General features: G+C 59.3%; 19 protein-coding genes. 18 read left to right on the plus strand and 1 reads right to left on the minus strand.

Annotation, left to right across the window (positions count from 1 at the left end; all coding sequences use genetic code 11):
- Positions 1 to 23: 23 nt before the first annotated feature.
- Positions 24 to 1592, minus strand: a complete 1569-nt coding sequence (locus B9Z40_RS12860; protein ID WP_100173743.1) for a 3,4-dehydroadipyl-CoA semialdehyde dehydrogenase — start codon at positions 1590 to 1592, stop codon at positions 24 to 26.
- 191 nt (positions 1593 to 1783) lie between these two features.
- Here B9Z40_RS12860 and B9Z40_RS12865 point away from each other — a divergent pair, with 191 nt between their 5' ends.
- The 18 genes from B9Z40_RS12865 to B9Z40_RS12950 all read left to right on the plus strand — a co-directional run bounded on the left by B9Z40_RS12865 (position 1784) and on the right by B9Z40_RS12950 (position 25830).
- Positions 1784 to 2707, plus strand: coding sequence for a helix-turn-helix transcriptional regulator (locus B9Z40_RS12865; protein ID WP_100173744.1), 924 nt, complete (start codon positions 1784 to 1786; stop codon positions 2705 to 2707).
- A 156-nt stretch (positions 2708 to 2863) separates the two neighbouring features.
- On the plus strand, positions 2864 to 4522 hold the full coding sequence (gene boxC / locus B9Z40_RS12870; RefSeq protein ID WP_100173868.1) for a 2,3-epoxybenzoyl-CoA dihydrolase: 1659 nt from the start codon (positions 2864 to 2866) through the stop codon (positions 4520 to 4522).
- A 92-nt stretch (positions 4523 to 4614) separates the two neighbouring features.
- Positions 4615 to 6042 carry a benzoyl-CoA 2,3-epoxidase subunit BoxB gene (gene boxB / locus B9Z40_RS12875; RefSeq protein ID WP_100173745.1) on the plus strand — a complete coding sequence of 476 codons (1428 nt, stop codon included), beginning with the start codon at positions 4615 to 4617 and terminating at the stop codon, positions 6040 to 6042.
- A 311-nt stretch (positions 6043 to 6353) separates the two neighbouring features.
- Positions 6354 to 7667 (plus strand): benzoyl-CoA 2,3-epoxidase subunit BoxA, encoded by a 1314-nt coding sequence (gene boxA / locus B9Z40_RS12880; RefSeq protein ID WP_100173746.1) that lies wholly within the window; start codon positions 6354 to 6356, stop codon positions 7665 to 7667.
- Positions 7668 to 7673: 6 nt separating this feature from the next.
- Positions 7674 to 9383 carry an NADH-ubiquinone oxidoreductase-F iron-sulfur binding region domain-containing protein gene (locus tag B9Z40_RS12885; RefSeq protein ID WP_100173747.1) on the plus strand — a complete coding sequence of 570 codons (1710 nt, stop codon included), beginning with the start codon at positions 7674 to 7676 and terminating at the stop codon, positions 9381 to 9383.
- Entirely contained in the window at positions 9380 to 12166 is a 2787-nt protein-coding gene (fdhF, locus tag B9Z40_RS12890; RefSeq protein ID WP_100173748.1) for a formate dehydrogenase subunit alpha, read from the plus strand. Before B9Z40_RS12885 ends, fdhF begins: the two co-directional genes overlap by 4 nt.
- A 38-nt stretch (positions 12167 to 12204) precedes the next feature.
- A complete protein-coding gene (locus tag B9Z40_RS12895) occupies positions 12205 to 13689 on the plus strand; it encodes a sensor histidine kinase (RefSeq protein ID WP_100173749.1) in 1485 nt (494 codons plus the stop codon).
- A 21-nt stretch (positions 13690 to 13710) separates the two neighbouring features.
- Positions 13711 to 14274: a DUF3305 domain-containing protein gene (locus tag B9Z40_RS12900; protein WP_369823452.1), complete on the plus strand. Its 564-nt coding sequence runs from the start codon at positions 13711 to 13713 to the stop codon at positions 14272 to 14274.
- Positions 14271 to 14963, plus strand: a complete 693-nt coding sequence (locus B9Z40_RS12905) for a DUF3306 domain-containing protein (protein WP_100173751.1) — start codon at positions 14271 to 14273, stop codon at positions 14961 to 14963. The genes B9Z40_RS12900 and B9Z40_RS12905 overlap by 4 nt, the downstream gene beginning before the upstream one ends.
- Complete coding sequence (locus tag B9Z40_RS12910) at positions 14890 to 17037, plus strand: 4Fe-4S binding protein (protein ID WP_233204912.1); 2148 nt, start codon at positions 14890 to 14892, stop codon at positions 17035 to 17037. Before B9Z40_RS12905 ends, B9Z40_RS12910 begins: the two co-directional genes overlap by 74 nt.
- A gap of 10 nt (positions 17038 to 17047) precedes the next feature.
- Entirely contained in the window at positions 17048 to 17674 is a 627-nt protein-coding gene (locus B9Z40_RS12915; RefSeq protein WP_100173753.1) for a molecular chaperone, read from the plus strand.
- 144 nt (positions 17675 to 17818) lie between these two features.
- Positions 17819 to 18937 (plus strand): TRAP transporter substrate-binding protein, encoded by a 1119-nt coding sequence (locus B9Z40_RS12920; protein ID WP_199172564.1) that lies wholly within the window; start codon positions 17819 to 17821, stop codon positions 18935 to 18937.
- A gap of 80 nt (positions 18938 to 19017) precedes the next feature.
- Complete coding sequence (locus B9Z40_RS12925) at positions 19018 to 19683, plus strand: TRAP transporter small permease subunit (protein WP_100173755.1); 666 nt, start codon at positions 19018 to 19020, stop codon at positions 19681 to 19683.
- Positions 19680 to 21548 (plus strand): TRAP transporter large permease subunit, encoded by a 1869-nt coding sequence (locus tag B9Z40_RS12930; RefSeq protein WP_100173756.1) that lies wholly within the window; start codon positions 19680 to 19682, stop codon positions 21546 to 21548. The genes B9Z40_RS12925 and B9Z40_RS12930 overlap by 4 nt, the downstream gene beginning before the upstream one ends.
- Before the next feature lie 223 nt (positions 21549 to 21771).
- Positions 21772 to 21978, plus strand: a complete 207-nt coding sequence (locus B9Z40_RS12935) for a formate dehydrogenase (protein ID WP_100173869.1) — start codon at positions 21772 to 21774, stop codon at positions 21976 to 21978.
- Between the two features lie 43 nt (positions 21979 to 22021).
- The gene (locus B9Z40_RS12940) at positions 22022 to 24982 is read left to right on the plus strand and encodes a formate dehydrogenase subunit alpha (RefSeq protein WP_100173757.1); all 2961 of its coding nucleotides are present in this window, start codon (positions 22022 to 22024) and stop codon (positions 24980 to 24982) included.
- A gap of 18 nt (positions 24983 to 25000) precedes the next feature.
- Complete coding sequence (gene fdh3B, locus B9Z40_RS12945) at positions 25001 to 25603, plus strand: formate dehydrogenase FDH3 subunit beta (RefSeq protein ID WP_100173758.1); 603 nt, start codon at positions 25001 to 25003, stop codon at positions 25601 to 25603.
- Between the two features lie 2 nt (positions 25604 to 25605).
- A complete protein-coding gene (locus tag B9Z40_RS12950; RefSeq protein ID WP_100173759.1) occupies positions 25606 to 25830 on the plus strand; it encodes a hypothetical protein in 225 nt (74 codons plus the stop codon).
- Position 25831: the final 1 nt, after the last annotated feature.

The raw sequence follows: 25831 nt of genomic DNA on the forward strand, positions 1-25831 counted from the left end.
TCTCCTCGGTGTTTCAGTGTTCTTTAGAGCGCCAGCTTGCCGCCTTGGGCCGCAAGTTGTTCCAGCGCGAGCGAACTGCCTTGCACCGCTGTGCGGCGGTGGTAGAAGTTGAGTGCCCGCAGGCCGCCCAGCTCTTCGCCGCCCCCAGCGCGGCCAGGGCCGCCGTGCAGGCTCATGGGCATCACGTTGCCGTGGCCGCTGTGCAGGGCCGCCACATCGGGTGAAATGGCATGCACCCGGCCGTGGCTGCTGGCCAGCTCGACCGAGGCTTGTGCGGTGAAAGCGGGGTCTTCGCTGTAGACCGAGCACACGAGCGAGCCTTCGCCGCGGCGGATCAAGGCGTAGGCCTCGTCGATGCTGTCGTAAGGCATCAGGGTGGACACGGGGCCAAACACCTCGACCGCGTGCAGCACTTGGGCGGTCATGGGTGACTCGGTGCCCAGCAGCACCGGGGCCACGCAGGCGCTCGATGCATCTGCATCCACCAGCGCAGCGCTGTTGCCGTCAAACAAAACGGTGGCTTCGGTTTTGAGTTGGGCCAGACCCGCCAGCACGCTGGCTTTTTGTTCCTGGCTGACCAGCGCGCCCATGCGCACGGTCTCGTTGCGTGGGTTGCCCACGGTGGTTTTGGCCAGGCGCGCGCCAATGGCTTCAGCGGCGGCTCGGTACAAGGCGCGTGGCACAAAAACGCGGCGGATGGCAGTGCACTTCTGTCCCGATTTGACGGTCATCTCGCGGGCGACTTCGGCCACCAGCAGCTTGAAGGCTTCGCTGTCGGCCGTGGCCGCTGGCGAGAGCAGGGCAGAGTTCAGGCTGTCCGCTTCGATGTTGCAGCGCACCGACAACTCGGTCACGGCGCGGTGGCTGCGGATGATCTTGCCCGTCTCGGCCGAGCCGGTGAAGCTGACCACGTCAAAGGCCTGCAGCTGGTCCATCAGGCCTGCGGACGAGCCGCAAATCACCGACAAAGCGCCCACGGGCAGCACGCCCGCATCGACCACGTCTTTCACCATGCGCTGGGTCAGCCAGGCGGTGGCGGTGGCGGGTTTGATGATGACCGGCACGCCTGCAAGCAGGGCCGGGGCGGCTTTTTCCCACAAGCCCCAGCTGGGGAAATTGAAGGCGTTGATGAACAGCGCCACGCCGCGTGTGGGCACCTGGATGTGTTGGGTTTGGAAGGCAGGGTCCTTCGCCATGCGGATGCGCTCGCCGTCGAGCAGCAGCGTGGCGTCACCCAAGGCCGCGCCCTGTTTGGCGTAGTAGCCCAGGGTGAAGATGGCGCCGTCGATGTCCACGCCCGAGTCTTTGGCCACGGTGCCGCTGTTGGCGGTGGCGATCTCGTAGTAGGCATCGCGGTTGGCTTGCAGCACTTCGGTGATTTTGGTCAGCAAGGCAGCGCGCTGGCCATAGCTCAGGGCACGCAGGGCCGCACCGCCTTGTTCGCGGGCAAAGGCAAAGCCTTCGGCCAGGTCGATGCCGTTGCTCGACACACGGGCCAGCTCGGAGCCCAGCACCGGGTCAAACATCGGCGTGCCTGGGCCGGTGCCAGTTTGCCAGCGGCCTGCGAAGAAGTTGGGGAGCAAAGGGGTCATGGCGCGCTTTCGGATGCAATTCGGAAAAAAGGAAGGCAGCTTGAACTGTGATGGCACAAAGCACTTTTACTTCAGGCCAGATGGCGGTATAAACTGTGTGACATGCACTATCGTGCTTGCCTGTGAGTATGCAATAAAGTGCATGTTTTGTGTGCTCTGAAATACTGGGGTTTTCCCTTAATTTGAATGCCATGTTGAATTTGTCCCCCGAAGAGAACTCGACTGCCGACCTGACCGAATCAGAGGCTAAACGCAACCCTTTTTTGGAAGCTTTGGGCGAGCGGGTTCGCAACTTGCGTTCGCGCCAAGGCATGACCCGCCGCGCTGTGGCGCTGGCGGCCGAGGTTTCAGAGCGCCATTTGGCCAACCTTGAATACGGCACTGGGAACGTCTCGGTGCTGGTGCTGCTCCAAGTGGCCAACGCCCTGCAGTGCACTTTGGCTGAATTGCTGGGTGATGTGACCACCCGCTCCCCTGAATGGCTGTTGATCCGCGAGTTGCTGGGTCAGCGCAGTGAGGTGGACTTGCGCCGGGCCCGGGTGCAGTTGGTCGATCTGTTTGGCGAAGGCGGTAACGCACAAGAGCGCAAAAACCGCATCGCCTTGATCGGTTTACGCGGGGCAGGCAAAACCGCACTGGGCCAGCGTCTGGCGGACGATATGGGTTTTCCATTCATTGAGCTCAGTCGCGAAATTGAGCAGTTTGCCGGTTGCCAGATCAGCGAAATTCACAACCTGTATGGTGCCAATGCTTACCGGCGTTACGAGCGCCGGGCGCTCGAAGAGGCCATTCAAATTTACCCTGAGGTGGTGATCGCCACGCCTGGTGGGCTGGTCTCGGACTCTGCCAATTTCAATTTGCTGTTGTCGCACTGCACGACGGTGTGGTTGCAGGCAGATCCCACAGACCACATGGGTCGTGTGGCAGCGCAAGGCGACATGCGCCCCATGGCTGCCAGCCGAGAGGCGATGGAAGACTTGAAGCGCATCCTGGAAGGACGTGCCGCCTTTTATTCCAAAGCTGACATGGCCATCAACACCAGTGGCCGCACCGAGGACCAGGCTTTTGAGTCCCTGCGTACTTCGGTTCGCCAACATGTGGAGCGTCCTGCCTGATCTGGGGCATGAATGGGGATTTCCTAGGGTAACTACTTAGAAAATGCATTAAAGTGCATGCTATCCAAAGTGGGAAGTTGCACTAAACTTCAGGTCAACATGCAGTGAAATGCATTTTTGACTCAAATCAAACTTGATTTACCAATGGAGACAGCCATGACAACACCCTTTCAGGTCAATTACCAAACCAGCCCTGCCGAATACAAGCACATCAACTTGGCTTTTGATGGCGAGATCGCGACCTTGTCGATCAACATCAACGAAGACGCTGGCATTCGCCCTGGCTACAAACTCAAGCTCAACAGCTATGACCTGGGTGTGGACATCGAGTTGCATGACGCGCTGCAACGCATCCGTTTCGAGCACCCCGAAGTGCGCTCGGTGGTGGTGACCAGCTTGAAGGATCGCGTGTTCTGCTCCGGTGCCAACATTTTCATGCTGGGTGTGTCCACCCACGGTTGGAAAGTGAACTTTTGCAAGTTCACCAACGAAACCCGCAACGGCATCGAAGACTCCAGCAAGCACGACGGCCTGAAATTTGTGGCTGCCTTGAACGGCGCTTGCGCTGGCGGCGGCTATGAGCTGGCCCTGGCCTGCGACGACATCGTGCTGGTGGACGACCGTTCTTCTTCGGTGTCCTTGCCTGAAGTGCCTTTGCTGGGGGTGTTGCCTGGCACCGGTGGCCTGACCCGTGTGACCGACAAGCGCCATGTGCGCCACGACCTGGCCGATATTTTTTGCACCAGCGTTGAAGGCGTGCGCGGCCAAAAAGCCGTCGACTGGCGTCTGGTGGACGCGATTGCCAAGCCTGCCGTGTTCAAGGATGTGGTCAAAGCGCGAGCCACCCAGTTGGCCGCTGGCAGCATCCGCCCCGCAGGCGTCAAGGGCGTTGAACTGACACCTTTGAACCGCACCATCAAGGCCGACGCGCTGACTTACACCAACGTCACGGTCGAGATCGACCGCGCCAAGCGCATCGCCACCTTCACCGTCAAGGCCCCTGCCACAGCCCAGCCCACGAATATCGCTGGCATCGAAGCCGCAGGCATGGACTGGTGGCCCCTGCAGATGGTGCGCGAACTGGACGACGCCATCCTGCACATGCGCACCAACGAACTCGACATCGGCACCTGGGTACTCAAGACCTCGGGCGACGCTGCTGCCGTGCTGGCCTCGGATGCCACGATGCTCGCCAACAAAGACCACTGGTTTGTGCGTGAAACCATCGGCCACTTGCGCCGCACCCTGGCCCGCATGGACGTGACCTCGCGCAGCCTGTTCGCCCTGATCGAAGAGGGGACATGTTTTGTCGGCACACTCGCTGAATTGGCTTTCTGTGCCGACCGCGCCTACATGCTGGCCCTGCCGGACGACGAGGCCAAGGCCCCCAAGATCCAGCTGAACGAAATGAACTTCGGTTTCTTCCCCATGGTCAACGACCAGACCCGCTTGCAGCGCCGCTTCTACGAAGAAGTGCCCGCCATGGAAGCCGCACGCGGCGCCATCGGCAAAGCGCTGGACGCCGACGCCGCACTGGCCCTGGGCCTGGTGACTGCTGCCCCTGACGACATCGACTGGGCTGACGAGATCCGCCTGGCCTTGGAAGAGCGTTCTTCCATGTCGCCCGACGCTTTGACGGGTCTGGAAGCCAACTTGCGTTTCGCGCAGCAAGAGAACATGCTGACCCGCATTTTTGGCCGCCTGACCGCCTGGCAAAACTGGATCTTCCAGCGCCCCAATGCCGTTGGCGAAAAAGGTGCCCTGAAAGTCTACGGCAAAGGCGAAAAAGTCCAGTTCGACATGAACCGCGTTTGATGTTTTTGCGTTGTGCAGAGGGCCTCCCGGTGGTGCCCGCTGCAACCGAAATTTGACCCCACCGTTGCTTCTTTATATTTCTGGAGACTCTCATGTCCGGTATCAACTACAGCGAAAAAATTCCCAACAACGTCAACTTGAGCGAAGACCGCACGCTGCAACGCGCTTTGGAGCAGTGGCAGCCCAACTTCATCAACTGGTGGGACGACATGGGCCCCGAAGGCTCGACCGACATGGACGTGTACCTGCGCACCGCCGTGAGCGTGGACCCACAAGGCTGGGCCCAGTTCGGCCACGTCAAGATGCGCGACTACCGTTGGGGTGTGTTTCTGAACCCCGGCGAGCAAGACCGCAAAATCCATTTCGGTGACAACATCGGCGAAAAAGCTTGGCAAGACGTGCCTGGCGAACACCGCGCCAACCTGCGCCGCATCATCGTGACCCAAGGCGACACCGAGCCAGCGTCTGTGGAGCAGCAGCGCCATCTGGGCTTGACTGCGCCCAGCATGTACGACCTGCGCAACCTGTTCCAGATCAACGTCGAAGAAGGCCGCCACCTGTGGGCCATGGTGTATTTGCTGCACAAATACTTCGGCAAAGACGGCCGTGAAGAAGCCGACGCGCTCTTGCAACGCAACAGCGGTAACGAAGACAACCCCCGCATCTTGCAAGCGTTCAACGAGAAGACGCCTGACTGGTTGAGCTTCTTCATGTTCACTTACTTCACCGACCGCGACGGCAAGTTCCAGCTGTGCGCTTTGGCCGAGTCGGCATTCGACCCCTTGGCCCGCACCACCAAGTTCATGCTGACCGAAGAAGCGCACCACATGTTTGTGGGCGAGTCCGGCGTGAGCCGCACCATCCAGCGCACTGTCGATGTGATGAACCAGCTCAAGACCGACGATGTGGCCAAGCTGCGTGCTGCTGGCGTGATCGACCTGCCGACCATCCAGCGTTACATCAACTTCCACTTCTCGGTGACCATCGACTTGTTCGGTGCCGACCAGTCGTCCAACGCTGCTACTTTCTACAGCTCCGGCCTCAAAGGCCGCTATGAAGAAGGCAAGCGCACCGACGACCACGTCTTGAAGGGCAACAGCTACAAGATCTTGTCGGTCGAAGACGGCAAGCTGATTGAAAAAGAAGTGCCGATGCTCAACGCTTTGAACGAAGTGCTGCGCGACGACTACATCACCGACTCGAAAGGCGGCATCGACCGTTGGAACCGCGTGATTGCTAAGGCGGGCATTCCTTTCACCTTGACTGCCCCCCACAAGGCGTTCCACCGCAACATCGGCTCTTTGTCCGGTGCCAAGATCACGCCCGATGGCCGTGTGGTGAGCGACGAGCAGTGGATGGCTCAAGTGGGCGAGTGGTTGCCCACCAACGAAGACCGCGCTTATGTGGCCAGCCTGATGGGCCGTGTCGTCGAGCCAGGCAAGTTCGCCAACTGGATCGCGCCACCCGTCATGGGCATCAACCGTCAGCCTGTGGACTTTGATTACGTCCGCTTCAACTGATACGTTGAATCTTTGATTGACTGCCGCTTCCATTTCTGGGGGCGGCAGTTGACAGAGGAAGGGGCGGGTTCCTCATGCTGGGGTACCAGAAATCGTCACCCGCCCCTTCCTCTGTCAACTGCATGGGTGCGTTATGCGCACAAACACCGGTAGACTGCCGAGGTTAAAACTGGCAGAGAGCGACGGCATGGCCTGGGGCCGGGCACCGATTTTGCGGTACTCCGTATGAGGTGCCCGGCCCCAGGCCATGCCGTTGCGGACCACGCAGACTACAAGCAATACAAGACAGAAAAACACAAGAGAGCCAAGACATGAGCACCGAAGCGACGCTGATCAAACAACACCTGATTGACCCGGAAATCTGCATCCGCTGCAACACCTGTGAAGCAATTTGCCCGGTCGGGGCCATCACTCACGACTCGCTCAACTACGTCGTCAAGGCCGACATCTGCAACGGTTGCATGGACTGCATCTCGCCATGCCCCACAGGCTCGATTGACAACTGGCGCATGGTGCCCAAGGCCAAGGCCTACAGCATCGAAGAGCAACTCAAGTGGTACGACTTGCCAGCAGAGCTGAGTGCCGAAGAGTTGGCTGCAGTGGGTGGAGTGGCTGGTACCGCACAAGAAGAAGCACAAACGGCTGTGCAAGCGGCGGCAGCGTCCTCGGCTTCAGCCGTCAGCACCGCCGCCGCCTCGGGCTTCAATTCGGCGCAGTTTGGCGCGACCATTCCCCCTTGGTCTGCCGCCCACGCCTACACCAACCTGTATGGACCTAAGGCACAAGAAAAAACCATCACCGCTACTGTGACCGGTAACCTGCGTGTGACCGAAGTAGGCAAACTCGATGGCCAGCAAGACTACGACACCCACCACATCGTGCTGGACTTCGGCAACCTGCCCTTCCCAGTGCTCGAAGGCCAGTCGATTGGCATCATCCCGCCTGGCGTGGATGCCAACGGCAAGCCGCACCATGCCCGTCAGTACTCGATCGCCAGCCCGCGCAATGGCGAGCGCCCAGGTCACAACAACCTGTCGCTGACCATCAAGCGTGTGCTCGAAGACCACGACGGAAAACCCGTTCGAGGTGTGGCTTCCAACTTCATGTGCGACCTGAATGTGGGCGACAAGGTTCAAGTGATTGGCCCATTTGGCGCGAGCTTCCTCATGCCCAACCACCCCAAGAGCAACATCGTCATGATTTGCACGGGTACGGGCTCTGCGCCCATGCGGGCCATGACCGAATGGCGTCGCCGATTGCGGGCCAGCGGCAAGTTCGAGGGCGGCAAACTGATGCTGTTTTTCGGCGCACGCACCCCCGCTGAGCTGCCTTACTTCGGGCCCCTCAATAACCTGCCCAAGGACTTCATCGACACCGAGTTTGCTTTCTCCCGCGAAGTGGGCAAGCCCAAGCGCTATGTGCAAGATGCCATGCGCGATCGCGCCGCCGACATCGCACTGCAGCTCAAAGACCCCAACACCTGTTTTTATGTGTGTGGCCTGAAGAGCATGGAAGAGGGCGTGGTCATGGCGCTGCGCGACATCGCACAGAACGCCGGGCTCGATTGGGACAGCATCGGTGCGGCGCTCAAAAAAGAAGGCCGTTTGCACCTCGAGACCTACTGATCCCGTATGGCGAACGCCACCCACATCGGCCTGGACCAGGTTCGCCAGCAACTGCGCCAACCGCGGTCGCAGCTCAAAGGCCGGCAGGCCTCTGGCCCAGCCCTTGAAGAGGTGAGGGCCCTGATCGGTGAACCGTCCAAAAACGGCCACCGCCGTGACCTGCTGATCGAGCACCTGCATGCGCTGAACGACCACTTCCACGGTCTGTTCGAGCGCCACATCGTGGGATTGGCCGCCGAGATGCGGCTGCCCGTGGTCGAGGTGTTCGAGGTGGCGTCTTTCTACCACCACTTCGAGATTTTGAAAGACGCTGAAGCTGCACCGCGCATCACCGTGCGGGTCTGCGACAGCCTCAGTTGCAGCCTGGCCGGCAGCGACAGCTTGCTGCGCCAATTGCAAAACGATTTGCTGGATGTGAAAGTCGTGCCCGTGCCCTGCCTGGGCCGTTGCGAACAAGCCCCGGCCGCCCAGGTGGGCCAGCAGGCTGTGGCGCACGCGACCTTTGACGCGGTAACGCAGCGTGTGGCCCTGAATCAGACCGAACCCAACGCCTTGCCCGATGCGATTCACATGAGTGCCTACCTGCAAGCCGGGGGTTACCAGTTGGCACAGAAAGTGGCCTCGGGCGAGCGCGAGGCCGAATCGGTGATCCAGGTTTTGGAGTCCTCGGGCCTGCGCGGTTTGGGCGGCGCGGGTTTCCCGGCCGGCCGCAAATGGCGCATTGTGCGCAGCCAGCCCGGTCCACGCCTGATGGCGGTGAACATCGACGAGGGCGAGCCCGGCACCTTCAAAGACCGCACTTGCCTGGAAGCCGACCCGCACCGCTTTCTGGAAGGCGTGCTGATCGCCGCCAGCGTGGTCGGGTGCGAGGCGGTTTACATCTACCTGCGTGACGAGTACCACGAAGCCCGCCTGCTGCTCACGCAAGCACTGGCCGATTTGCGCGCCAATGCGCCCTGCGATTTGCCGCACATCGAGTTGCGCCGAGGCGCGGGTGCCTACATCTGCGGCGAAGAGTCCGCCATGATCGAGAGCATCGAAGGCAAGCGCGGCGAGCCGCGCATGCGCCCGCCCTTTATTGCCGAGGTGGGCCTGTTTGGCCGCCCGACGCTGGAGCACAACTTCGAGACGCTGTACTGGATTCGTGAACTACTGGAGCAGGGCGCAGACAGCTTTGCATCGCATGGCCGCCATGGTCGCCAGGGCCTGCGCCGCTTCAGCGTGAGTGGGCGCGTGAAGCACCCGGGCGTCAAGCTTGCGCCCGCGGGCATCACGCTGCGTGAACTGGTGGACGAATACTGCGGCGGCATGGCGGAAGGCCATACGCTCTACGCCTATTTGCCTGGTGGGGCGAGCGGCGGCATCTTGCCCGAGCGTTTGGCCGATGTGCCTTTGGACTTTGACACACTGCAGCCGCACGGATGTTTTATCGGATCAGCGGCTGTGATGGTGCTGAGCCAACACGACAGCGCCCGCGAAGCGGCCCTCAACGTGATGCGCTTTTTTGCGCACGAGAGCTGCGGCCAATGCACGCCCTGCCGTGTGGGCACCGACAAAGCGGCGCAACTCATGACTGCTGATGTCTGGGACCGCGACACACTGGAAGATTTGGCGCAGGTCATGGGCGACGCGTCGATTTGCGGTCTGGGACAGGCCGCGCCCAACCCGATCCGCTGCGTGCTGCAGTATTTCCCTCACGAAGTGGGGACGGCATGAGCACGGTTCAATTCACCCTCAACGGCCAATCGGTTGAGGCGCCAGCCGGGAAAAGCATTTTCAACATCGCCAAGGACCTTGGCATCGCCATCCCGCACCTGTGCCACAAAGAAGGCCTCGCGCCCGACGGCAACTGCCGCGCTTGTGTGGTCGAGGTGGCCGGTGAACGCACACTCGCCCCCAGCTGCTGCCGCAGTGCCTCGCCCGGCATGCAGGTGCAGACGAACAGCGAGCGCGCGGTCAAAAGTCAAAAGATGGTGCTGGAGATGCTGCTGGCCGATCTGCCCGAGCAGGGCCACAAATGGCTGGACGATCGGGCTGAAGCCCCGCATGGCGAGCTGAGCCAATGGGCCGAACACCTTGGGGTGCAGGTGCGCCCGGCGTTGGCTGCGATCAAGCGCGAGGCCGTGCCCGCCGACCTGTCGCACCCGGCCATGGCCGTGAATCTGGATGCTTGCATCCAGTGCAACCGCTGCGAACGCGCTTGCCGCGACCTGCAGGTCAACGATGTGATTGGCTTGGCCTTTCGAGGTGCACACACCCAAGTGGTGTTTGACCTGGCCGACCCGATGGGCGGCAGCAGCTGCGTCGGTTGCGGCGAATGTGTACAGGCCTGCCCTACAGGCGCACTCATGCCCAAGAGCCACATGGGCCCGCAAAAGGTGGACCGCGAAGTCGACTCGGTGTGCCCGTTTTGCGGCGTGGGTTGCTTGGTGACTTACCAGGTCAAAGATGAAAAAATCATCAGTGTCAAAGGCCGCGAAGGCCCGGCCAACGAAGGGCGTTTGTGTGTCAAGGGCCGTTTTGGCATGGACTACATCCACAGCCCGGACCGCATCACGAAGCCGCTGATCCGCAAAGCGGGCGTAGCCAAAGACGTGTCTTTGCTGGATGGCCACACCGACTGGCGCGAAGTGTTCCGCGAAGCGACGTGGGAAGAAGCGCTCGATCTGGCGACGCAGCCTATGAACGCTTTGCGTCAACAACACGGCCCCAAATCCCTCGCCGGTTTCGGCTCGGCCAAAGGCAGCAACGAAGAAGCCTATTTGTTCCAAAAGCTGGTGCGCACCGGCTTTGGCAGCAACAACGTGGACCACTGCACACGCCTGTGCCACGCCTCCAGCGTGGCAGCCCTGCTCGAAGGTGTGGGCTCGGGCGCGGTGAGCAACCCGGTGCGCGATGTCGAACACTCCGACCTGATCATCGTCATTGGCTCCAACCCCACAGCCAACCATCCCGTGGCCGCCACTTGGATGAAAAACGCGGCCCAACGCGGTACGCGCATCGTGCTGATTGATCCGCGCATCACCGACATTGGCCGCTACACCTGGCGCAATCTGCAGTTCAAGGCGGACACCGACGTGGCTTTGCTCAACGCCATGCTGCACGTCATCGTGACCGAGAACCTTTGCGACGAAGCATTCCTGCGCGACCGTGCCGACAACGTGGCCGCTCTGAAGGCCCATGTGCAGGGCTACACACCCGAAGCCATGAGCTTGGTGTGTGGCATCCCGGCCGAGACCATCCGCGAAGTGGCGCGTGCTTATGCAGGTGCCAAAGCCGCCATGATTTTGTGGGGCATGGGTGTGAGCCAGCATGTGCACGGCACCGACAACGCGCGTTGCCTGATTGCGCTGGCCAGCACCACCGGGCAGATTGGACGCCCCGGCACTGGACTGCACCCCTTGCGGGGCCAGAACAATGTGCAAGGTGCGAGTGACGCGGGCCTGATCCCGATGATGTACCCCAACTACCAGCGCGTGAGCGACAAATCGGCGCACGACTGGTTCGAGAAATTTTGGGACACGAAGCTCGACGACCAACCCGGCTACACCGTGGTCGAAATCATGCACAAGGCGCTTGCTGACAACAGCGACCCGCACAAGGTGCGCGGTATGTACATCATGGGTGAGAACCCGGCCATGAGCGACCCCGACCTGAACCACGCCCGTCACGCGCTGGCCAGCTTGCAGCACCTGGTGGTGCAAGACATCTTCTTGACCGAGACCGCTTGGCTGGCCGATGTGGTGCTGCCCGCCAGCGCTTGGCCCGAGAAGACCGGCACCGTGAGCAACACCGACCGCACGGTGCAGATGGGCCGCCAGGCCGTGCTGCCGCCGGGCGATGCCCAACCCGATTTGTGGATCATCCAGCAGATCGCCCAACGCATGGGCCTGAACTGGCACTATGCGGGCGAGCAAGAGGGCGTGGCCCAGGTCTACGAAGAAATGCGTCAGGCCATGGCCCCGGCCATTGGCGGCATCGACTGGGCGCGCCTGAATGCGGGCTCGGTCACCTACCCTTGTGTGAGTGCCGACGACCCGGGCCAACCCATCGTCTTTCATGACCATTTCCCGACGGCAGATGGCCGTGTGCGCTTGGTGCCCGCCAGCCTGATCCCCGCCGACGAGCAACCCGATGCCGAGTACCCCATGGTGCTCATCACCGGACGCCAACTGGAGCACTGGCACACCGGCAGCATGACGCGCCGCGCCACGGTGCTCGACGCGCTGGAGCCTGCGGCCACCGCCTCTTTGCATGCGGCCGATATGGCCCGCATGGGCGTGCAGGCGGGGCAGCGCATTCGTGTGGCCTCGCGCCGGGGCCATGTGGAGTTGGTGGTTCGGCAAGACAATGGCACGCCTTTGGGTGCCGTGTTCATCCCGTTTGCCTATGTCGAGGCCGCCGCCAACGAGTTGACCAACGCGGCACTGGATCCGTTTGGCAAGATCCCTGAGTTCAAGTTTTGTGCGGTCCGAATCGAGGCCCCTTTGCTCGCATAATTCCCCACCTGACACAGGGGTCAGTTGGAAGGGCTTGGATGAATTTGGATTTGCGCACCGTCTTTTGGATGGATGCCGTGCTGTACCTGATGCTGCACGGGGCCATCTGGTTCGGTTTGGCACGGTACCGCAGTGGTCTGGTGTCTTTGTGGAGCGCTTCGGGCATTCTGAGTGCCGTCGGCTTGGGTTTCTTGGGTAGCCGCGGTTTGGCGCCTGAATGGTCGGTGGTGTTGCTGGGACAACTTTTCATGGCCGCCGGCAATTTAGGCCGTCAGATTTCTTTGCGCTCTTTGACAAGTCAGCCCACGCGACGCTGGCTTTGGGGGCATGGGGCCTTCAACCTGGCTTACCTGTGTTTGGTGTTTGTGCTCTTTTTAGCAGGGGCATCCGACTGGCTCATGATGCTGGTCTTTTATCTTTTCTACACCATCAGCTGCTTCGATTATTTTCTAATCGGCCGTCAAATCCGCCAGATGTCCACCCTCAACGGCTCCAAAGCGGTCATGACCGCAGGCCTGGTGTTCAGTGGCAGTTTGGGCCTCAAATCTCTGGCGCTGATCGGAGGTTGGGGGGCGCCAGGCTTGTATGACATGGCCTGGGATCAAATGGTGGTCTTCATTGGCCAGTTTGTGGCCATCAGCCTGGTCAGTGTGGGTTTTATCCAGATCTTTGTCGACCAAATCCAAGTGGCCCGCGTCAAGGCCGAACTCGACCTGGTCCGTGCTCAAGAACGCGCGGTGGTGTTGGGGCAAAACGCCGACACGCTGGGGGCCTTGCTGCTCGAGCGTGACGAAATCATTCGCCAACTCACACTGTCCAACAAGTCGGCGGGCATGGGGGCCTTGGTGGCCAGCATTGCGCATGAGCTGAACCAGCCTCTGACCACCATCGTGATCAAGTCGGAGCTGATCGAAAACCACCTGCGAAAAAAAGAAGATGTGCCTGGGGCCGTGGCCGAAGCGCACAAGCTGGCCCAGCTTATCCGGGACGACACACGCCATGCGGCCGCCATCATCCGCACCTTGCGCAGCATGTTCACCACGGGCAAGGGTGAGTTCGCGCGTCTCGATTTGGCGACTGTGGTGGGCGATGTGATCCGGATCGTGCGGGCTCGTGCCGAGCGTTCGGGCATCTTGCTCGATGTGCGCTTGGAAACGCCTTTTCTCATGACCGGCGATGTCACCCAATTGCAGCAAGTGGTGCTCAATTTGCTGAACAACGCCATCGATGTTTTGGTGGAACAGCCCGCTTGGCCATCCCGCATCACCGTGACCGGTGAGGTCCGCCCCGGCTTGGTCGAAATAAAAATCGCCGACAACGGCCGCGGCATTGACCCTACTCAGCATGACGATGTGTTTGCCTTGTTCAAGACTTCCAAGTCACAGGGCATGGGTGTAGGCCTGTGGCTGAGCCAGTCCATTGTGACTTCGCACCGTGGACAATTGACCTTGCAAAGTGCCCCCGGTCAAGGTGCGGTATTCTCGCTGACCCTGCCTTCCCACGAGTACGTGGTGGCTTCTTGATGTTCGATGTTTCCAAGGTTGTTGTCCATGTCTTCCCGTCCGCAAATTGATGTGGCTGTCTTGATGCGCCGCGAAGCGGTGCAAGGCCCCATGGCCCGCTGGCAAGCTTGGCGTTGGGTCTTGGACGATGTGGTGCCCAACGAGCTGGGTTTTGGCACGGCCCCTCGCAGCTTGCGCCAAACCGACACCGAGTCCCTCTGGATGTATCCGGCCTGGGCCGTGGCGCTGTTCACCGACGATGCCGAGGGTTATTGGTTGAACGCGACCTCTCCCACACCCTGTTATTTTGTGATGTGGCGCCTCATCGATGCCGAAGACGGCAGCGAGCCTGTGGCGGTGCCCCAAGCGGTCAGTCTGAGTTACCACGACGCCGGCCGTTGGTTGGATGCCCAAGAAACGGTGGAGACCATCGCGGTCCCTGCCGAAGTGGCCGAGTGGATGCTTTCTTTTGCCACACAGCACTTTGTACCCGAAGAAAAAAAGCGCCAGCGCCCCCAGAGTTTTCAGCGTTTGACCGATCGCTTTGGCCAGCCCGTCTCGGTCAGCACCGACAGCAAGCGCAAGGGCGGCAGGCCCCAGTCATGAGCGACAATTTTTTTAGCCGTTGGTCACGCCGCAAGCAAGGCATTGACACGAGCGAGGTGGCGCCAGCCCAATCCGTCAAGCCGGTTGCACCTCCCCTTTCCACTCCAAAAAGCGCGGACGTGCAGGCCACCCCTGCCCAAGCCTCCACATCGGCCGCTTCGCCAACACAGCCTCTTGAGAAGACGGCCCAGGAGCCACAGCCGCCCGTGCCGACGATGGACGATGTGCAGCACCTGACGCCCCAATCCGATTACCAAGGCTTCATGCGCCAAGGGGTGCCCGGCGAGGTGCGCAACGCGGCCATGAAGAAACTTTTCACCGATCCCCACTTCAATGTGATGGACGGCCTGGACATTTACATTGGCGACTACAACACGCCAGACCCTTTGCCTGCGGGCATGCTCGAAAAAATGGTCGGTGCCGAGTTTTTGAACTTGTTTCCCAAAAAGGTCTCAGATTTGTCGCCTGCTTTGGCCAATTCCCCAGCGCCAGAAAATCCCGAGCAAAGTCCCGACGCGCCAGAAGGCTCGCCACTTGTGGCACAGTCGCCGCCATTCCCCATGACACCCGCACTGCAGGCCACACCGGCGCTGCAGGCATCCGAACCGACAGAACATGACCACCCTGATTTGCAACTGCAACCAAACCATGCCCCTTCAAGCCCAGACTCTGGGCAAAGCACTGGGTGAAGACCTGACGCTGCACACCACTTTGTGCCGCCGCGAAGCGGGGCAATTCCAAAAAGCCGTGAAAACCGGCGAGACCGTGGTGGTGGCCTGCACCCAGGAAAAACGTTTGTTCTCCGAGCTGGCCGAACAAACCGAAGGGGCGATCTCGCCCATCCGGTTTGTCAACATCCGCGAAACCGGCGGTTGGGGCCGTGAAGCCGAGCACGCCATGCCCAAAATGGCCGCCTTGTTGGCCGCTGCCCGACTGCCTGAACCCGAGCCGGTGGCCACCGTCACCTACAAAAGTGAAGGCCGCGTGCTCATCATTGGGGCCATCGATGTGGCCGAACGCGCTGCTGGTCTTTTGTCAGACGCCATGCAGGTCACCATTTTTGCCCAAGGCCCAGGCAACGGTGGGGGCAGCCAGGAGCGGCGTTTTCCGGTGCTGGCCGGTCGCTTGCAAGGCCTCAAAGGCTGGTTGGGCGCATTTGAGGTGTCGTGGGATGCCAGCAACCCGATTGACCTGGACCTGTGCACCCGTTGCAACGCCTGCGTGGCGGCTTGCCCAGAGCAGGCCATTGGTCTCGATTACCAAGTGGACCTGTCGCGTTGCAGCTCGCACCGCGACTGCGTCAAGGTGTGCGAAGCCGCGGGGGCCATCGACTTCAGTCGCGAGGCGCGCCCTCAAACCGAGCGCTTCGATGTGGTGCTCGACCTGCGCGGCGACCAAGCCTCCCCCACCTTTTCCTCACACGCCTTGCCGCAGGGCTACTTCCGCTGGGATGGGCAAGACCTGCAAACCTTGCTCAAGGTGCGCGAGTTGGTGGGCGAGTTTGAAAAGCCACGCTTTTTTGCCTACAAACAAAAGCTTTGCGCCCACAGCCGCAACGAGCAAGTCGGCTGCAGTGCCTGCATTGATATCTGCTCGGCCGAAGCCGTGCGGTCTGACAAAAGCCGCCAGCAAATCGTGGTCAACCCCAACCTGTGCGTGGGCTGCGGCGCGTGCACCACGGCTTGCCCCACGGGCGCACTGACTTACGCCTACCCGCGCCCAGCAGAGCAGGGGGCCAAAATGCGCACGCTGCTCTCGGCCTACCAGGCTGCAGGCGGGCGCGATGCTGCTTTGCTTTTGCACAGCCAGGAAAAAGGTCAGGCTTTGATCGACGAGCTGGGCCGCGGTGCGCAGCTGGGCGTCATGCAAGGCGTGCCGGCTCGCGTGATGCCCGTGGCCTTGTGGCACACCGCCAGTGTGGGCATGGAGCTGTGGCTGTCGGCTGTGGCTTATGGTGCACGCCAAGTCATGGTGTTGCTCACTGCCGAAGAAGCACCGCAATACCGCGCTGCGCTCATGGAACAAATGGCCGTGGCCCAAAGCCTGCTCAACGGTCTGGGTTACACGGGTGTGCATTTCCAGCTGATCGAAGCCAAAACAGTCACAGCTTTGGATGGTGATCTGCAGCGCCTGTTCGCCCGCAGCCTCAAGGCCGCCAGCCTGCCCACCGGCCCGGCCATCGCCGCCCGGCACGCGGTGCAGGCCGAAAAGCGCAGCAACCTGGAGCTGGTCATTGACCACCTGATGGCCCAGTCGCCCGTGATGGCCATGGATGAGGTCAGTCGCCCCAAAGCGCTGGACTTGCCTGCGGCCGGTTCGCCCCTGGGCACCATCGTGGTCGATCCCAACAAGTGCACCTTGTGCATCAGCTGCGTGGGCGCATGCCCCTCGTCGGCGTTGCAAGACAACCCGCTGCAGCCCGAGCTGCGCTTTGTCGAGAAAAACTGTGTGCAGTGTGGCTTGTGCGTCAAGACTTGTCCCGAAAATGCGATCACGTTGCAGCCCAGGCTTTCGCTGCTGCCCGAACGCACGCAGGTGCGTGTTTTGCACGGCAGCCCACCTTACGCCTGCATCCGTTGCAGCAAACCGTTTGGCACGCTCAAGGGCATCGAAGCCATGCTGGGCCGCTTGGCCGGGCACAGCATGTTCCAGGGCGCAGCGCTGGAGCGCCTGAAAATGTGCGGCGACTGCCGTGTGGTGGACATGTTCACCGACGAAAACCAGACGCGCATCTCTGGCGTTAACCCTTCCAAACCCCAATAAGCTTCTCGCCATGAGCCAAGACCTGAACCTGTACGCCAGCAGCCGTGCGCTGGACGAAGAAACTGCCCGCGCCGAAATTTACGGTTTGCTGTCGCAGCTGTTTTATGCCGCGCCCAGCCCTGAGTTGCTGGACCAACTGCAAGTGGCCGTGACCGAAGCACCCGCTGCGGGCGGCTTTTTGGAAGAGCCTTGGCGCAATTTGGTGGCCAGCGCCCGCAGCCTGAGCCATGCGCAAATTTCGGCCGAGTTCAACAGCCTGTTTGGCGGTGTGGGCAAGCCCGAGGTGTATTTGTTCGGCTCGCATTACCTCAGCGGTTTTTTGAACGAAAAACCTTTGGTGCGCTTGCGTGACGACCTGGCCGAGCTGGGCTTGGCCCGCAGCGAAGGCATGTCAGAAACCGAAGACCATGTGGCCTATGTGTTTGAAGTCATGCGTTTTCTGATCGCGGGTGACGATGTGGCGGTGTCGAACCTGACGCGCCAACACGCCTTCTTCAACCAGCATGTGCAAACCTGGTTGCCAGCCCTGTGTCAGACCCTGCAAGCCCACCCTCGAGCGTCTTTCTATGCCAGCTTGGCCGCTTTCACGGAAAGCTTTGTCAGCGTGGAACTGCAGGGCTTTGATTTGGTGGCTTGATTGAAATTATTTGTGCTTTGAATTGAAAAAAATGGTCATTTTGGCCCGGGTTTTCACCTAGAACTCCACAACAGTCTTATTTCATAATGATGACCAAGCGGTAACTTTTAACGCTTAAAAGTTCAACAACCTCTGGAGACATCCTTGACCGAAGCCAAAACCCCCCGCCGTCGCAACCTTCTCAAAGGCGCTGCCGTCGCCGCTGGTGCCTTGTCTGCACCCATGATCGCATCGGCCCAAACCGGCCCGATCAACATGCGTTGGCAGAGCACTTGGCCTGCCAAGGACATCTTCCACGAATACGCCTTGGATTACGCCAAAAAGGTCAACGACATGACCGGTGGCGATCTGAAGATCGAAGTGTTGCCAGCCGGCTCTGTGGTGCCTGCTTTTGGCTTGCTCGAAGCCGTCTCCAAAGGTACTTTGGACGGTGGTCACGGTGTGTTGGGTTACCACTACGGCAAGCAAAACGCTTTGGCTTTGTGGAACTCTGGCCCTGCTTTCGGCATGGACGCTAACATGGTTTTGGCATGGCACAAGTACGGTGGTGGCGCTGAGTTGCTGGCCAAGTTGTACGCGTCCATCGGTGGCAACGTGCAGTCGTTCTTGTATGGCCCCATGTCCACTCAGCCACTGGGTTGGTTCAAAAAGCCGATCACCAAGTCGTCCGACTTCAAGGGCTTGAAGTTCCGCACCAACGGTTTGGCCATTGATCTGTTCACCGCCATGGGCGCTGCTGTGAACGCTTTGCCAGGCGGCGAGATCGTCCCTGCCATGGACCGCGGCTTGCTGGACGGCGCTGAGTTCAACAACGCTACCTCTGACCGTGTTTTGGGCTTCCCCGACGTCTCCAAAGTGTGCATGCTGCAAAGCTACCACCAGAGCGCTGAAACGTTCGAGATCATGTTCAACAAGACCAAGTACGACGCGCTGCCTGCCAAGATGAAGGCTGTGATTGCCGGTGCCACAGAAGCGGCTTCGGCCGACATGTCTTGGAAAGCCGTTGACCGTTACTCCAAAGACTATGTTGAGCTGCAAACCAAAGACAAGGTCAAGTTCTACAAGACACCTGACGCCATTTTGCAAGACCAATTGAAAATTTGGTCTGAAATTTTGGAGAAAAAGTCTGCCGAGAACCCACTCTTCAAAGAAATCGTGGAATCCCAAAAAGTATTTGCAGCCCGCGCTGTGAAGTGGGACCAGGACACCAACATCAGCCGTCGCATGGCTGTGAACCACTTCTTCGGTGCGAAGAAAGCCTAAGTTAAAATCTTAAGCTGGTAGACCTTGGGACTGAAGTCTGCGCGAGCAGATCTTCAGTCTTTTTCATTTTTAAGAACAATATGAACACACTGAAACTGCTCCACACAGCAGACAACATCAGTACATGGGTGGGCAAAGCCTTCGCATGGCTGATCGTGGTGCTGATGGTGATGGTGATGGGCGAAGTTTTCAAGCGCTACGCTTTGAATGCCCCCACAGCCTGGATTTTTGAAGCCAGCAACATGCTCTACGGCACGGCCTTCATGATGTGCGGCGCTTACACATTGAGCCAAGACGGCCATGTCCGTGGCGACTTTTTCTATGGCAGCGCCAAGCCCCGCACACAAGCATCGCTGGACTTGGTGCTTTACATTCTGTTTTTCCTCCCTGGCGTGATCGCCCTGACTTGGGCAGGTTGGACTTATGCCGGTGACGCCATCACCATTCGCGAAATGACCAACAGTGCGGATGCGATTCCCCTCTACCCGTTCAAGGCCATCATCCCGATCACTGGATTTTTTGTTTTGATGCAGGGCTTGGCTGAAATCGTGCGTTGCGTGGTGTGCCTGAAAACAGGCGAATGGCCCGCACGGTTGAAAGACGCCAACGAAATTGACGTGGTCGAGCAGCAGTTATCGGCCAGTATTTATGTGGACGAAGACGCCAAACGCGACGCCATTGAGCGCGCGAAAAACATTGACGATGAGGCCCACCAACGCGGCGGCTTGATGGGAGAAAAAAAATGAGCGATCCAGCACTCGGTCTGTTGATGCTCTGTCTGATCATTGTGGTGATCATGATGGGCTTTCCCACGGCCTTCACCCTCATGGGTTTGGGCATGGCATTTGGCTTCACTGCCTTTTATGACCCCAGCCAACCTTGGCTTGAAAATCGTGTTTTCAACCTGATGGTCCAGCGCACATACGGGGCGATGACCAATGACACCTTGTTGTCCATACCGCTCTTTGTGCTGATGGGGTATGTGATGGAACGGGGTGCGCTGGTGGACAAAATGTTCCACAGTGTGCAGCTGGCTTTCCGCCGTTTGCCGGGCTCTTTGGCCGTGGCCACTTTGGTGATTTGCACCTTCTGGGGCATTGCCAGTGGTTTGGTGGGCGCAGTGGTGGTGCTGATGGGAGTGATCGCCATGCGCCCCATGCTGAATGCAGGCTATGACACACGTTTGGCAGCAGGCGTGATCACGGCTGGCGGCACTTTGGGCATTTTGATTCCGCCCTCGGTCATGATCATTGTGTACGCCGCTGTGGCAGGCCAGTCTGTGGTCAAGCTCTATGCAGCTGCCATGTTCCCTGGTTTCTTCTTGGCCTTTTTGTATCTGATCTATGTGATCGGCTGGGTCATGATTGATCCGAAAATCGCCCCACGCTTGCCCGAAGAGCAAACCAGAGCGCCCGTGTCGCCTTGGCTGGACAAGTTGGGTGAGCAATACTCCAAACGCATGTTGCCTGCCTTGGCCAAAGCCGTGTTGATGCCTGGTCGTGCACTGCAGATCAACGTGTCCGACATGCGCGTGACCTGGGGCCTTTTGGTGCGCAGTTTCAGCATGGCCTTGGCACCCGTGTTCATCGTTTTGGCGATGTTGGCCACCTCATGGTGGTATGTGGTGGTCTATTCACAAGCCAACGCCAATGCCCAAGCTGGCACGGACATTGTTCAGATGAGCACCGACATCGTGGCTGAAAAAACCACGACTGAGGCTACTGAGGCTGATGGCGTCAAGGAACTGGGTGGCGATGAGGTCGAAGAAACTGAGGCGGCCGTTGAAGGCGGCGCAGCCCAGTCTCTGGGCAATGAAGTGGTCGAAGCCAATAAAGTCGTTGAAGTTCCCGAGAGTTTTTACACTGGGTTCTGGGGTACGGCCTTGGTGTTGTTCGCTTTGCTGGTCTGGTATTACAAAGACTTTGATGCCGAGCAGTATGAGATCCTGAACATGCTGGTCAAGTCGGTGATGCCTTTGGGTATTTTGACGGCCGTGGTGTTGGGCGTCATCTTGCTGGGTTTGGCCACTGCGACTGAATCGGCTGCTGTGGGTGCCACAGGTGCGTTCCTCATGGCCTGGTGGTCAGGCTCGTTGAACTTCGACAAGACCAAACAAGCGGTGTTCTTAACTGCCAAAACCACCTCCATGGTGTGCTGGTTGTTTGTGGGCTCTGCTTTGTTTTCTGCCGTGTTCGCCGTCCTGGGCGGCCAACGTTTGGTGGAAGAGTGGGTCATGGCCATGGACCTGTCACCGCTGCAGTTCATGCTGCTGTCGCAAGCGGTCATCTTTGTGCTGGGTTGGCCTTTGGAGTGGACCGAAATCATTGTGATTTTTGTGCCCATCTTCCTGCCATTGCTGACGCACTTTGGGATTGATCCCATCTTGTGGGGCGTGTTGGTGTTTGTGAACTTGCAAGCGGCCTTCTTGTCACCGCCTGTGGCGATGTCCGCCTTCTATCTGAAAGGGGTGTCACCGCCGCATGTGACCATCAATCAGATTTTTGCCGGCATGATGCCTTACATGTTCATCGTCATCATCTGCATGGTCCTGATGTACATCTGGCCAGGCTTGACCCTTTGGTTGCCCGAATACCTGTACGGACCCAAATAATTGACGTGTGATTTCTGATGCCGCAGCGCTCAAAAAGCGCTGCGGCTTTTTGTTGCCCAACACACACATGTTGAGCCCGTCACTGATGTGTCATAAACCCGGGCGCATAAGGGTTTTTACGTCGAAAACTGCCTGCTCAAACGGTATGATCACCTATGCAACAAACTGCCTAGGTCAAATGTTCTATGGCGCAGTTGCCTTGTCCCAATTTCAGGAGCCTTTGATGTCTTCCAAAACTTCCGCTCTTTCTCGTCGCAGCCTGTTTTCGGGTGCTGCAACGGTCGGTGCTGTGGCAGCAGCCACAGCCGTTTTGCCAGGCGTGGTCAAGCAAGCGGCACCCGTTGCTGCAGCGTTGCCCAAACCTGCGCGTGGCGGTGGCTATAGCCTGAGCGAGCACGTTCAGCAGTACTACCAGACCACACGCGTCTGATTTTTCGTCTCTCTTTCCTGTTCTTCCCCAACTGGAGCCCTCCATGTTGCTGACCAAAAAAACCTCGGGCACTTCGGGTGCCATTTCTTCCCCGTTCATCCACAGCTTGCGCCGTGGTTTGTCGCAGGCTTTGCCCACGCTGGACCGTCGCAGCTTTTTGCGCCGTTCAGGTCTGGGTGTGGGTGTGGGCTTGGCCGCATCGCAACTGAGCTTGGTGCAAAAAGCACAGGCCGCCACAGGCGCCGCCATCCTGGGTGCTGGCAAGGTCGAGGTCAAACGCACCGTTTGCACCCACTGCTCGGTGGGTTGCGCCGTGGACGCCGTGGTTGAGAACGGTGTTTGGGTGCGCCAAGAAGCGGTGTTCGATTCGCCCATCAACCTGGGTGCGCACTGCGCCAAAGGTGCTGCATTGCGCGAGCACGGCCATGGCGAATACCGTCTGCGCTACCCCATGAAGCTGGTCAACGGCAAGTACGAACGCATCAGCTGGGATACGGCGCTCACCGAAATCAGCGCCAAAATGCTGGAGCTGAAAAAAGCCAGCGGTCCTGATAGCGTGTACTTCATTGGATCATCCAAGCACAACAACGAGCAGGCCTATTTGCTGCGCAAGTTCGTGAGCTTCTGGGGCACCAACAACTGCGACCACCAGGCGCGGATTTGCCACTCCACCACGGTGGCGGGTGTAGCCAACACCTGGGGTTATGGCGCCATGACCAACTCGTACAACGACATGCAAAACAGCAAGGTCGCTTTGTACATTGGTTCCAACGCTGCCGAAGCCCACCCGGTGTCCATGCTGCACATGTTGCACGCCAAGGAAAACGGCTGCAAGATGATCGTGGTCGATCCACGCTTCACCCGTACCGCTGCCAAAGCTGACGAGTTTGTTCGCATCCGCTCGGGCACAGACATTCCTTTCTTGTTCGGTGTGCTGTACCACATCTTCAAGAACGGCTGGGAAGACAAAAAATACATCAACGACCGTGTCTATGGCATGGACGCCATAAAGACAGAAGTGCTGGCCAAGTGGACACCCGACAAGGTGGAAGAAGCTTGTGGTGTCAAAGAAGAGCAAGTCTTCAAGATCGCCAAGATGCTGCACGAGAACAACCCCGGCACCATCGTCTGGTGCATGGGACAGACCCAGCACACGATCGGCAACGCCATCGTGCGTGCATCTTGCATCTTGCAATTGGCTTTGGGCAACATCGGCAAGACCGGTGGCGGTACCAACATTTTCCGTGGTCACGACAACGTGCAAGGCGCGACCGACGTCGGCCCCAACCCTGACTCTTTGCCCGGTTACTACGGCTTGGCCGAAGGCTCTTGGAAGCACTTCGCCAAAGCTTGGGACGTGGATTTCGAGTGGATCAAAAAGCAGTTCGCATCGCCCGCCATGATGGGCAAGAACGGCATAACCGTTTCCCGCTGGATCGACGGTGTGCTCGAAAACAACGAGCTGATTGACCAAGACAGCAATTTGCGCGGTGTGTTCTATTGGGGCCATGCCCCCAACTCCCAGACCCGTGGTCTGGACATGAAGCGCGCCATGGACAAGTTGGACTTGTTGGTGGTGGTCGATCCCTATCCATCGGCCACTGCGGCCATGGCCGCGATGCCGGGCAAAGCGGGGGACCTGAACCCCAACCGTGCGGTGTACCTGTTGCCCGCAGCCACCCAGTTCGAGACCAGCGGTTCTTGCACCGCGTCCAACCGATCCATCCAATGGCGCGAGAAGGTCATCGAGCCTTTGTGGGAGAGCCGTTCCGATCACATGATCATGCAGCAGTTCGCTGACAAATTGGGTTTTGGCAAAGAGTTGTCCAAGAACTACAAGATGCAAAAAGTCGGTGGCTTGGACGAACCCATGCCCGAAGACATCCTGCGCGAAATCAACAAGTGTGTCTGGACCATCGGTTACACCGGCCAAAGCCCAGAGCGCCTGAAGGCCCACATGAAGAACATGAACGTGTTCGATGTGAAAACCCTCAAGGCCAAAGGTGGCAAAGACAAGGAAACCGGTTACGACTTCACAGGCGATTACTTCGGTCTGCCTTGGCCTTGCTACGGCACGCCCGAACTCAAACACCCCGGTTCGCCCAACCTGTACGACACCTCCAAACACGTCATGGAAGGCGGCGGTAACTTCCGCGCCAACTTTGGCGTGGAGCGTGAAGGCAAGAGCCTGTTGGCCGAAGATGGCTCGCACTCTTTTGGGGCCGACATCACCACAGGTTACCCAGAGCTCGACCACATCCTCCTGAAAAAGCTGGGTTGGTGGAACGAGTTGTCCGAAGCCGAAAAAACAGCGGCCGAAGGCAAGAACTGGAAGACCGATTCGTCAGGCGGCATGATTCGTGTGTTCATGAAAGAGCACGGCTGCCACCCGTTTGGCAACGCCAAAGCACGCGCCGTGGTCTGGAACTTCCCGGATCCGATTCCACAACACCGCGAGCCTTTGTACGGCACCCGTCCCGACATGATGGCCAAGTACCCCACCCACGATGACCGCAAGGCTTTCTGGCGTCTGCCCACCTTGTACAAAACGGTGCAGGACAAGAACATCGCCGACAAGGTGCACGAAAAGTATCCGCTCATCCTCACATCAGGCCGCTTGGTCGAGTACGAAGGTGGCGGCGAAGAAACCCGTTCCAACCCATGGTTGGCCGAGTTGCAGCAAGAAGCCTATGTCGAGATCAACCCCAAGACCGCCGCTGACCGTGGTATCAGGGATGGCGACCGTGTCTGGTTGCTGGGTGCCACGGGTGCGCGCTTGAATGTGCAGGCCTTGGTGACCGAGCGTGTCGATACCGGCACCGTGTGGATGCCTTTCCACTTCTCGGGTCGTTGGCAAGGTGCCGACATGCTGGCGCATTACCCCAAAGGTGCAGCGCCCATCGTGCGCGGCGAAGCGGTCAACACCGCCACCACCTATGGTTATGACAGCGTCACCATGATGCAAGAGTCCAAGACCACCGTCTGCAACATCGAAAAAGCCTAAGCGCATCAGGAGAACACGATGGCACGAATGAAATTTATCTGTGATGCAGAGCGCTGCATCGAATGCAACGGCTGCGTGACCGCTTGCAAAAACGAACACGAAGTCCCTTGGGGTGTGAACCGCCGCCGCGTGGTCACCTTGAACGATGGTGTTCCGGGTGAAAAGTCGATCTCTGTCGCTTGCATGCACTGCTCCGATGCACCTTGCATGGCCGTTTGCCCGGTCAATTGCTTCTACAAAACAGACGAAGGTGTGGTGCTGCACGACAAGGACATTTGCATTGGCTGCGGTTATTGCTCATATGCCTGCCCGTTTGGTGCGCCTCAATTCCCGTCCAACGGCACCTTCGGTCTGCGCGGCAAGATGGACAAGTGCACTTTCTGTGCCGGTGGCCCAGAAGAGCACGGCAGTCAGTCTGAGTTTGAGAAATACGGCCGCAACCGTTTGGCCGAAGGCAAGTTGCCCGCTTGCGCCGAAATGTGTTCCACCAAAGCACTGCTGGCCGGTGACGGCGACGTCATCACCGACATCCTGCGCGGCCGAGTGATCAGCCGTGGCAAGGGCGCAGAAGTCTGGGGTTGGGGTACGGCTTACGGCAACCAAGCCAAACAAGGAGCCTGAACATGAAAGCAGTTTTCATTTTTTGCAGTGCCATCTTGTTGGTGGCTTGTGGCGAAAAACCGCAAGAGGTCAAGGGCGTGCGCACCGACAAACCGCCTTACAGCGGTACGGGCGTCGCCTCTTTCACCGAAGCTGGCTGGAAAGCCGGTGACAAAGACGGGTGGGCCAACCACCTGAAGGCCCGTGCCACTTACGGCCAAAACGACCACGTCCGCGCACCCAAGTGAG

Origin of the sequence: Limnohabitans sp. 15K (assembly GCF_002778285.1) — a bacterium.
In the GTDB taxonomy this organism is placed as follows: Bacteria; Pseudomonadota; Gammaproteobacteria; order Burkholderiales; family Burkholderiaceae_C; genus Limnohabitans_A.

Excerpts from the sequence above, each read along its gene's own strand:
- B9Z40_RS12860 (WP_100173743.1), bottom strand. The coding sequence starts at position 1,592 with ATGACCCCTTTGCTCCCCAACTTCTTCGCAGGCCGCTGGCAAACTGGC.
- B9Z40_RS12865 (WP_100173744.1), top strand. The coding sequence starts at position 1,784 with ATGTTGAATTTGTCCCCCGAAGAGAACTCGACTGCCGACCTGACCGAA.
- boxC (WP_100173868.1), top strand. The coding sequence starts at position 2,864 with ATGACAACACCCTTTCAGGTCAATTACCAAACCAGCCCTGCCGAATAC.
- boxB (WP_100173745.1), top strand. The coding sequence starts at position 4,615 with ATGTCCGGTATCAACTACAGCGAAAAAATTCCCAACAACGTCAACTTG.
- boxA (WP_100173746.1), top strand. The coding sequence starts at position 6,354 with ATGAGCACCGAAGCGACGCTGATCAAACAACACCTGATTGACCCGGAA.
- B9Z40_RS12885 (WP_100173747.1), top strand. The coding sequence starts at position 7,674 with ATGGCGAACGCCACCCACATCGGCCTGGACCAGGTTCGCCAGCAACTG.
- fdhF (WP_100173748.1), top strand. The coding sequence starts at position 9,380 with ATGAGCACGGTTCAATTCACCCTCAACGGCCAATCGGTTGAGGCGCCA.
- B9Z40_RS12895 (WP_100173749.1), top strand. The coding sequence starts at position 12,205 with ATGAATTTGGATTTGCGCACCGTCTTTTGGATGGATGCCGTGCTGTAC.
- B9Z40_RS12905 (WP_100173751.1), top strand. The coding sequence starts at position 14,271 with ATGAGCGACAATTTTTTTAGCCGTTGGTCACGCCGCAAGCAAGGCATT.
- B9Z40_RS12910 (WP_233204912.1), top strand. The coding sequence starts at position 14,890 with ATGACCACCCTGATTTGCAACTGCAACCAAACCATGCCCCTTCAAGCC.
- B9Z40_RS12915 (WP_100173753.1), top strand. The coding sequence starts at position 17,048 with ATGAGCCAAGACCTGAACCTGTACGCCAGCAGCCGTGCGCTGGACGAA.
- B9Z40_RS12925 (WP_100173755.1), top strand. The coding sequence starts at position 19,018 with ATGAACACACTGAAACTGCTCCACACAGCAGACAACATCAGTACATGG.
- B9Z40_RS12930 (WP_100173756.1), top strand. The coding sequence starts at position 19,680 with ATGAGCGATCCAGCACTCGGTCTGTTGATGCTCTGTCTGATCATTGTG.
- B9Z40_RS12935 (WP_100173869.1), top strand. The coding sequence starts at position 21,772 with ATGTCTTCCAAAACTTCCGCTCTTTCTCGTCGCAGCCTGTTTTCGGGT.
- B9Z40_RS12940 (WP_100173757.1), top strand. The coding sequence starts at position 22,022 with ATGTTGCTGACCAAAAAAACCTCGGGCACTTCGGGTGCCATTTCTTCC.
- fdh3B (WP_100173758.1), top strand. The coding sequence starts at position 25,001 with ATGGCACGAATGAAATTTATCTGTGATGCAGAGCGCTGCATCGAATGC.
- B9Z40_RS12950 (WP_100173759.1), top strand. The coding sequence starts at position 25,606 with ATGAAAGCAGTTTTCATTTTTTGCAGTGCCATCTTGTTGGTGGCTTGT.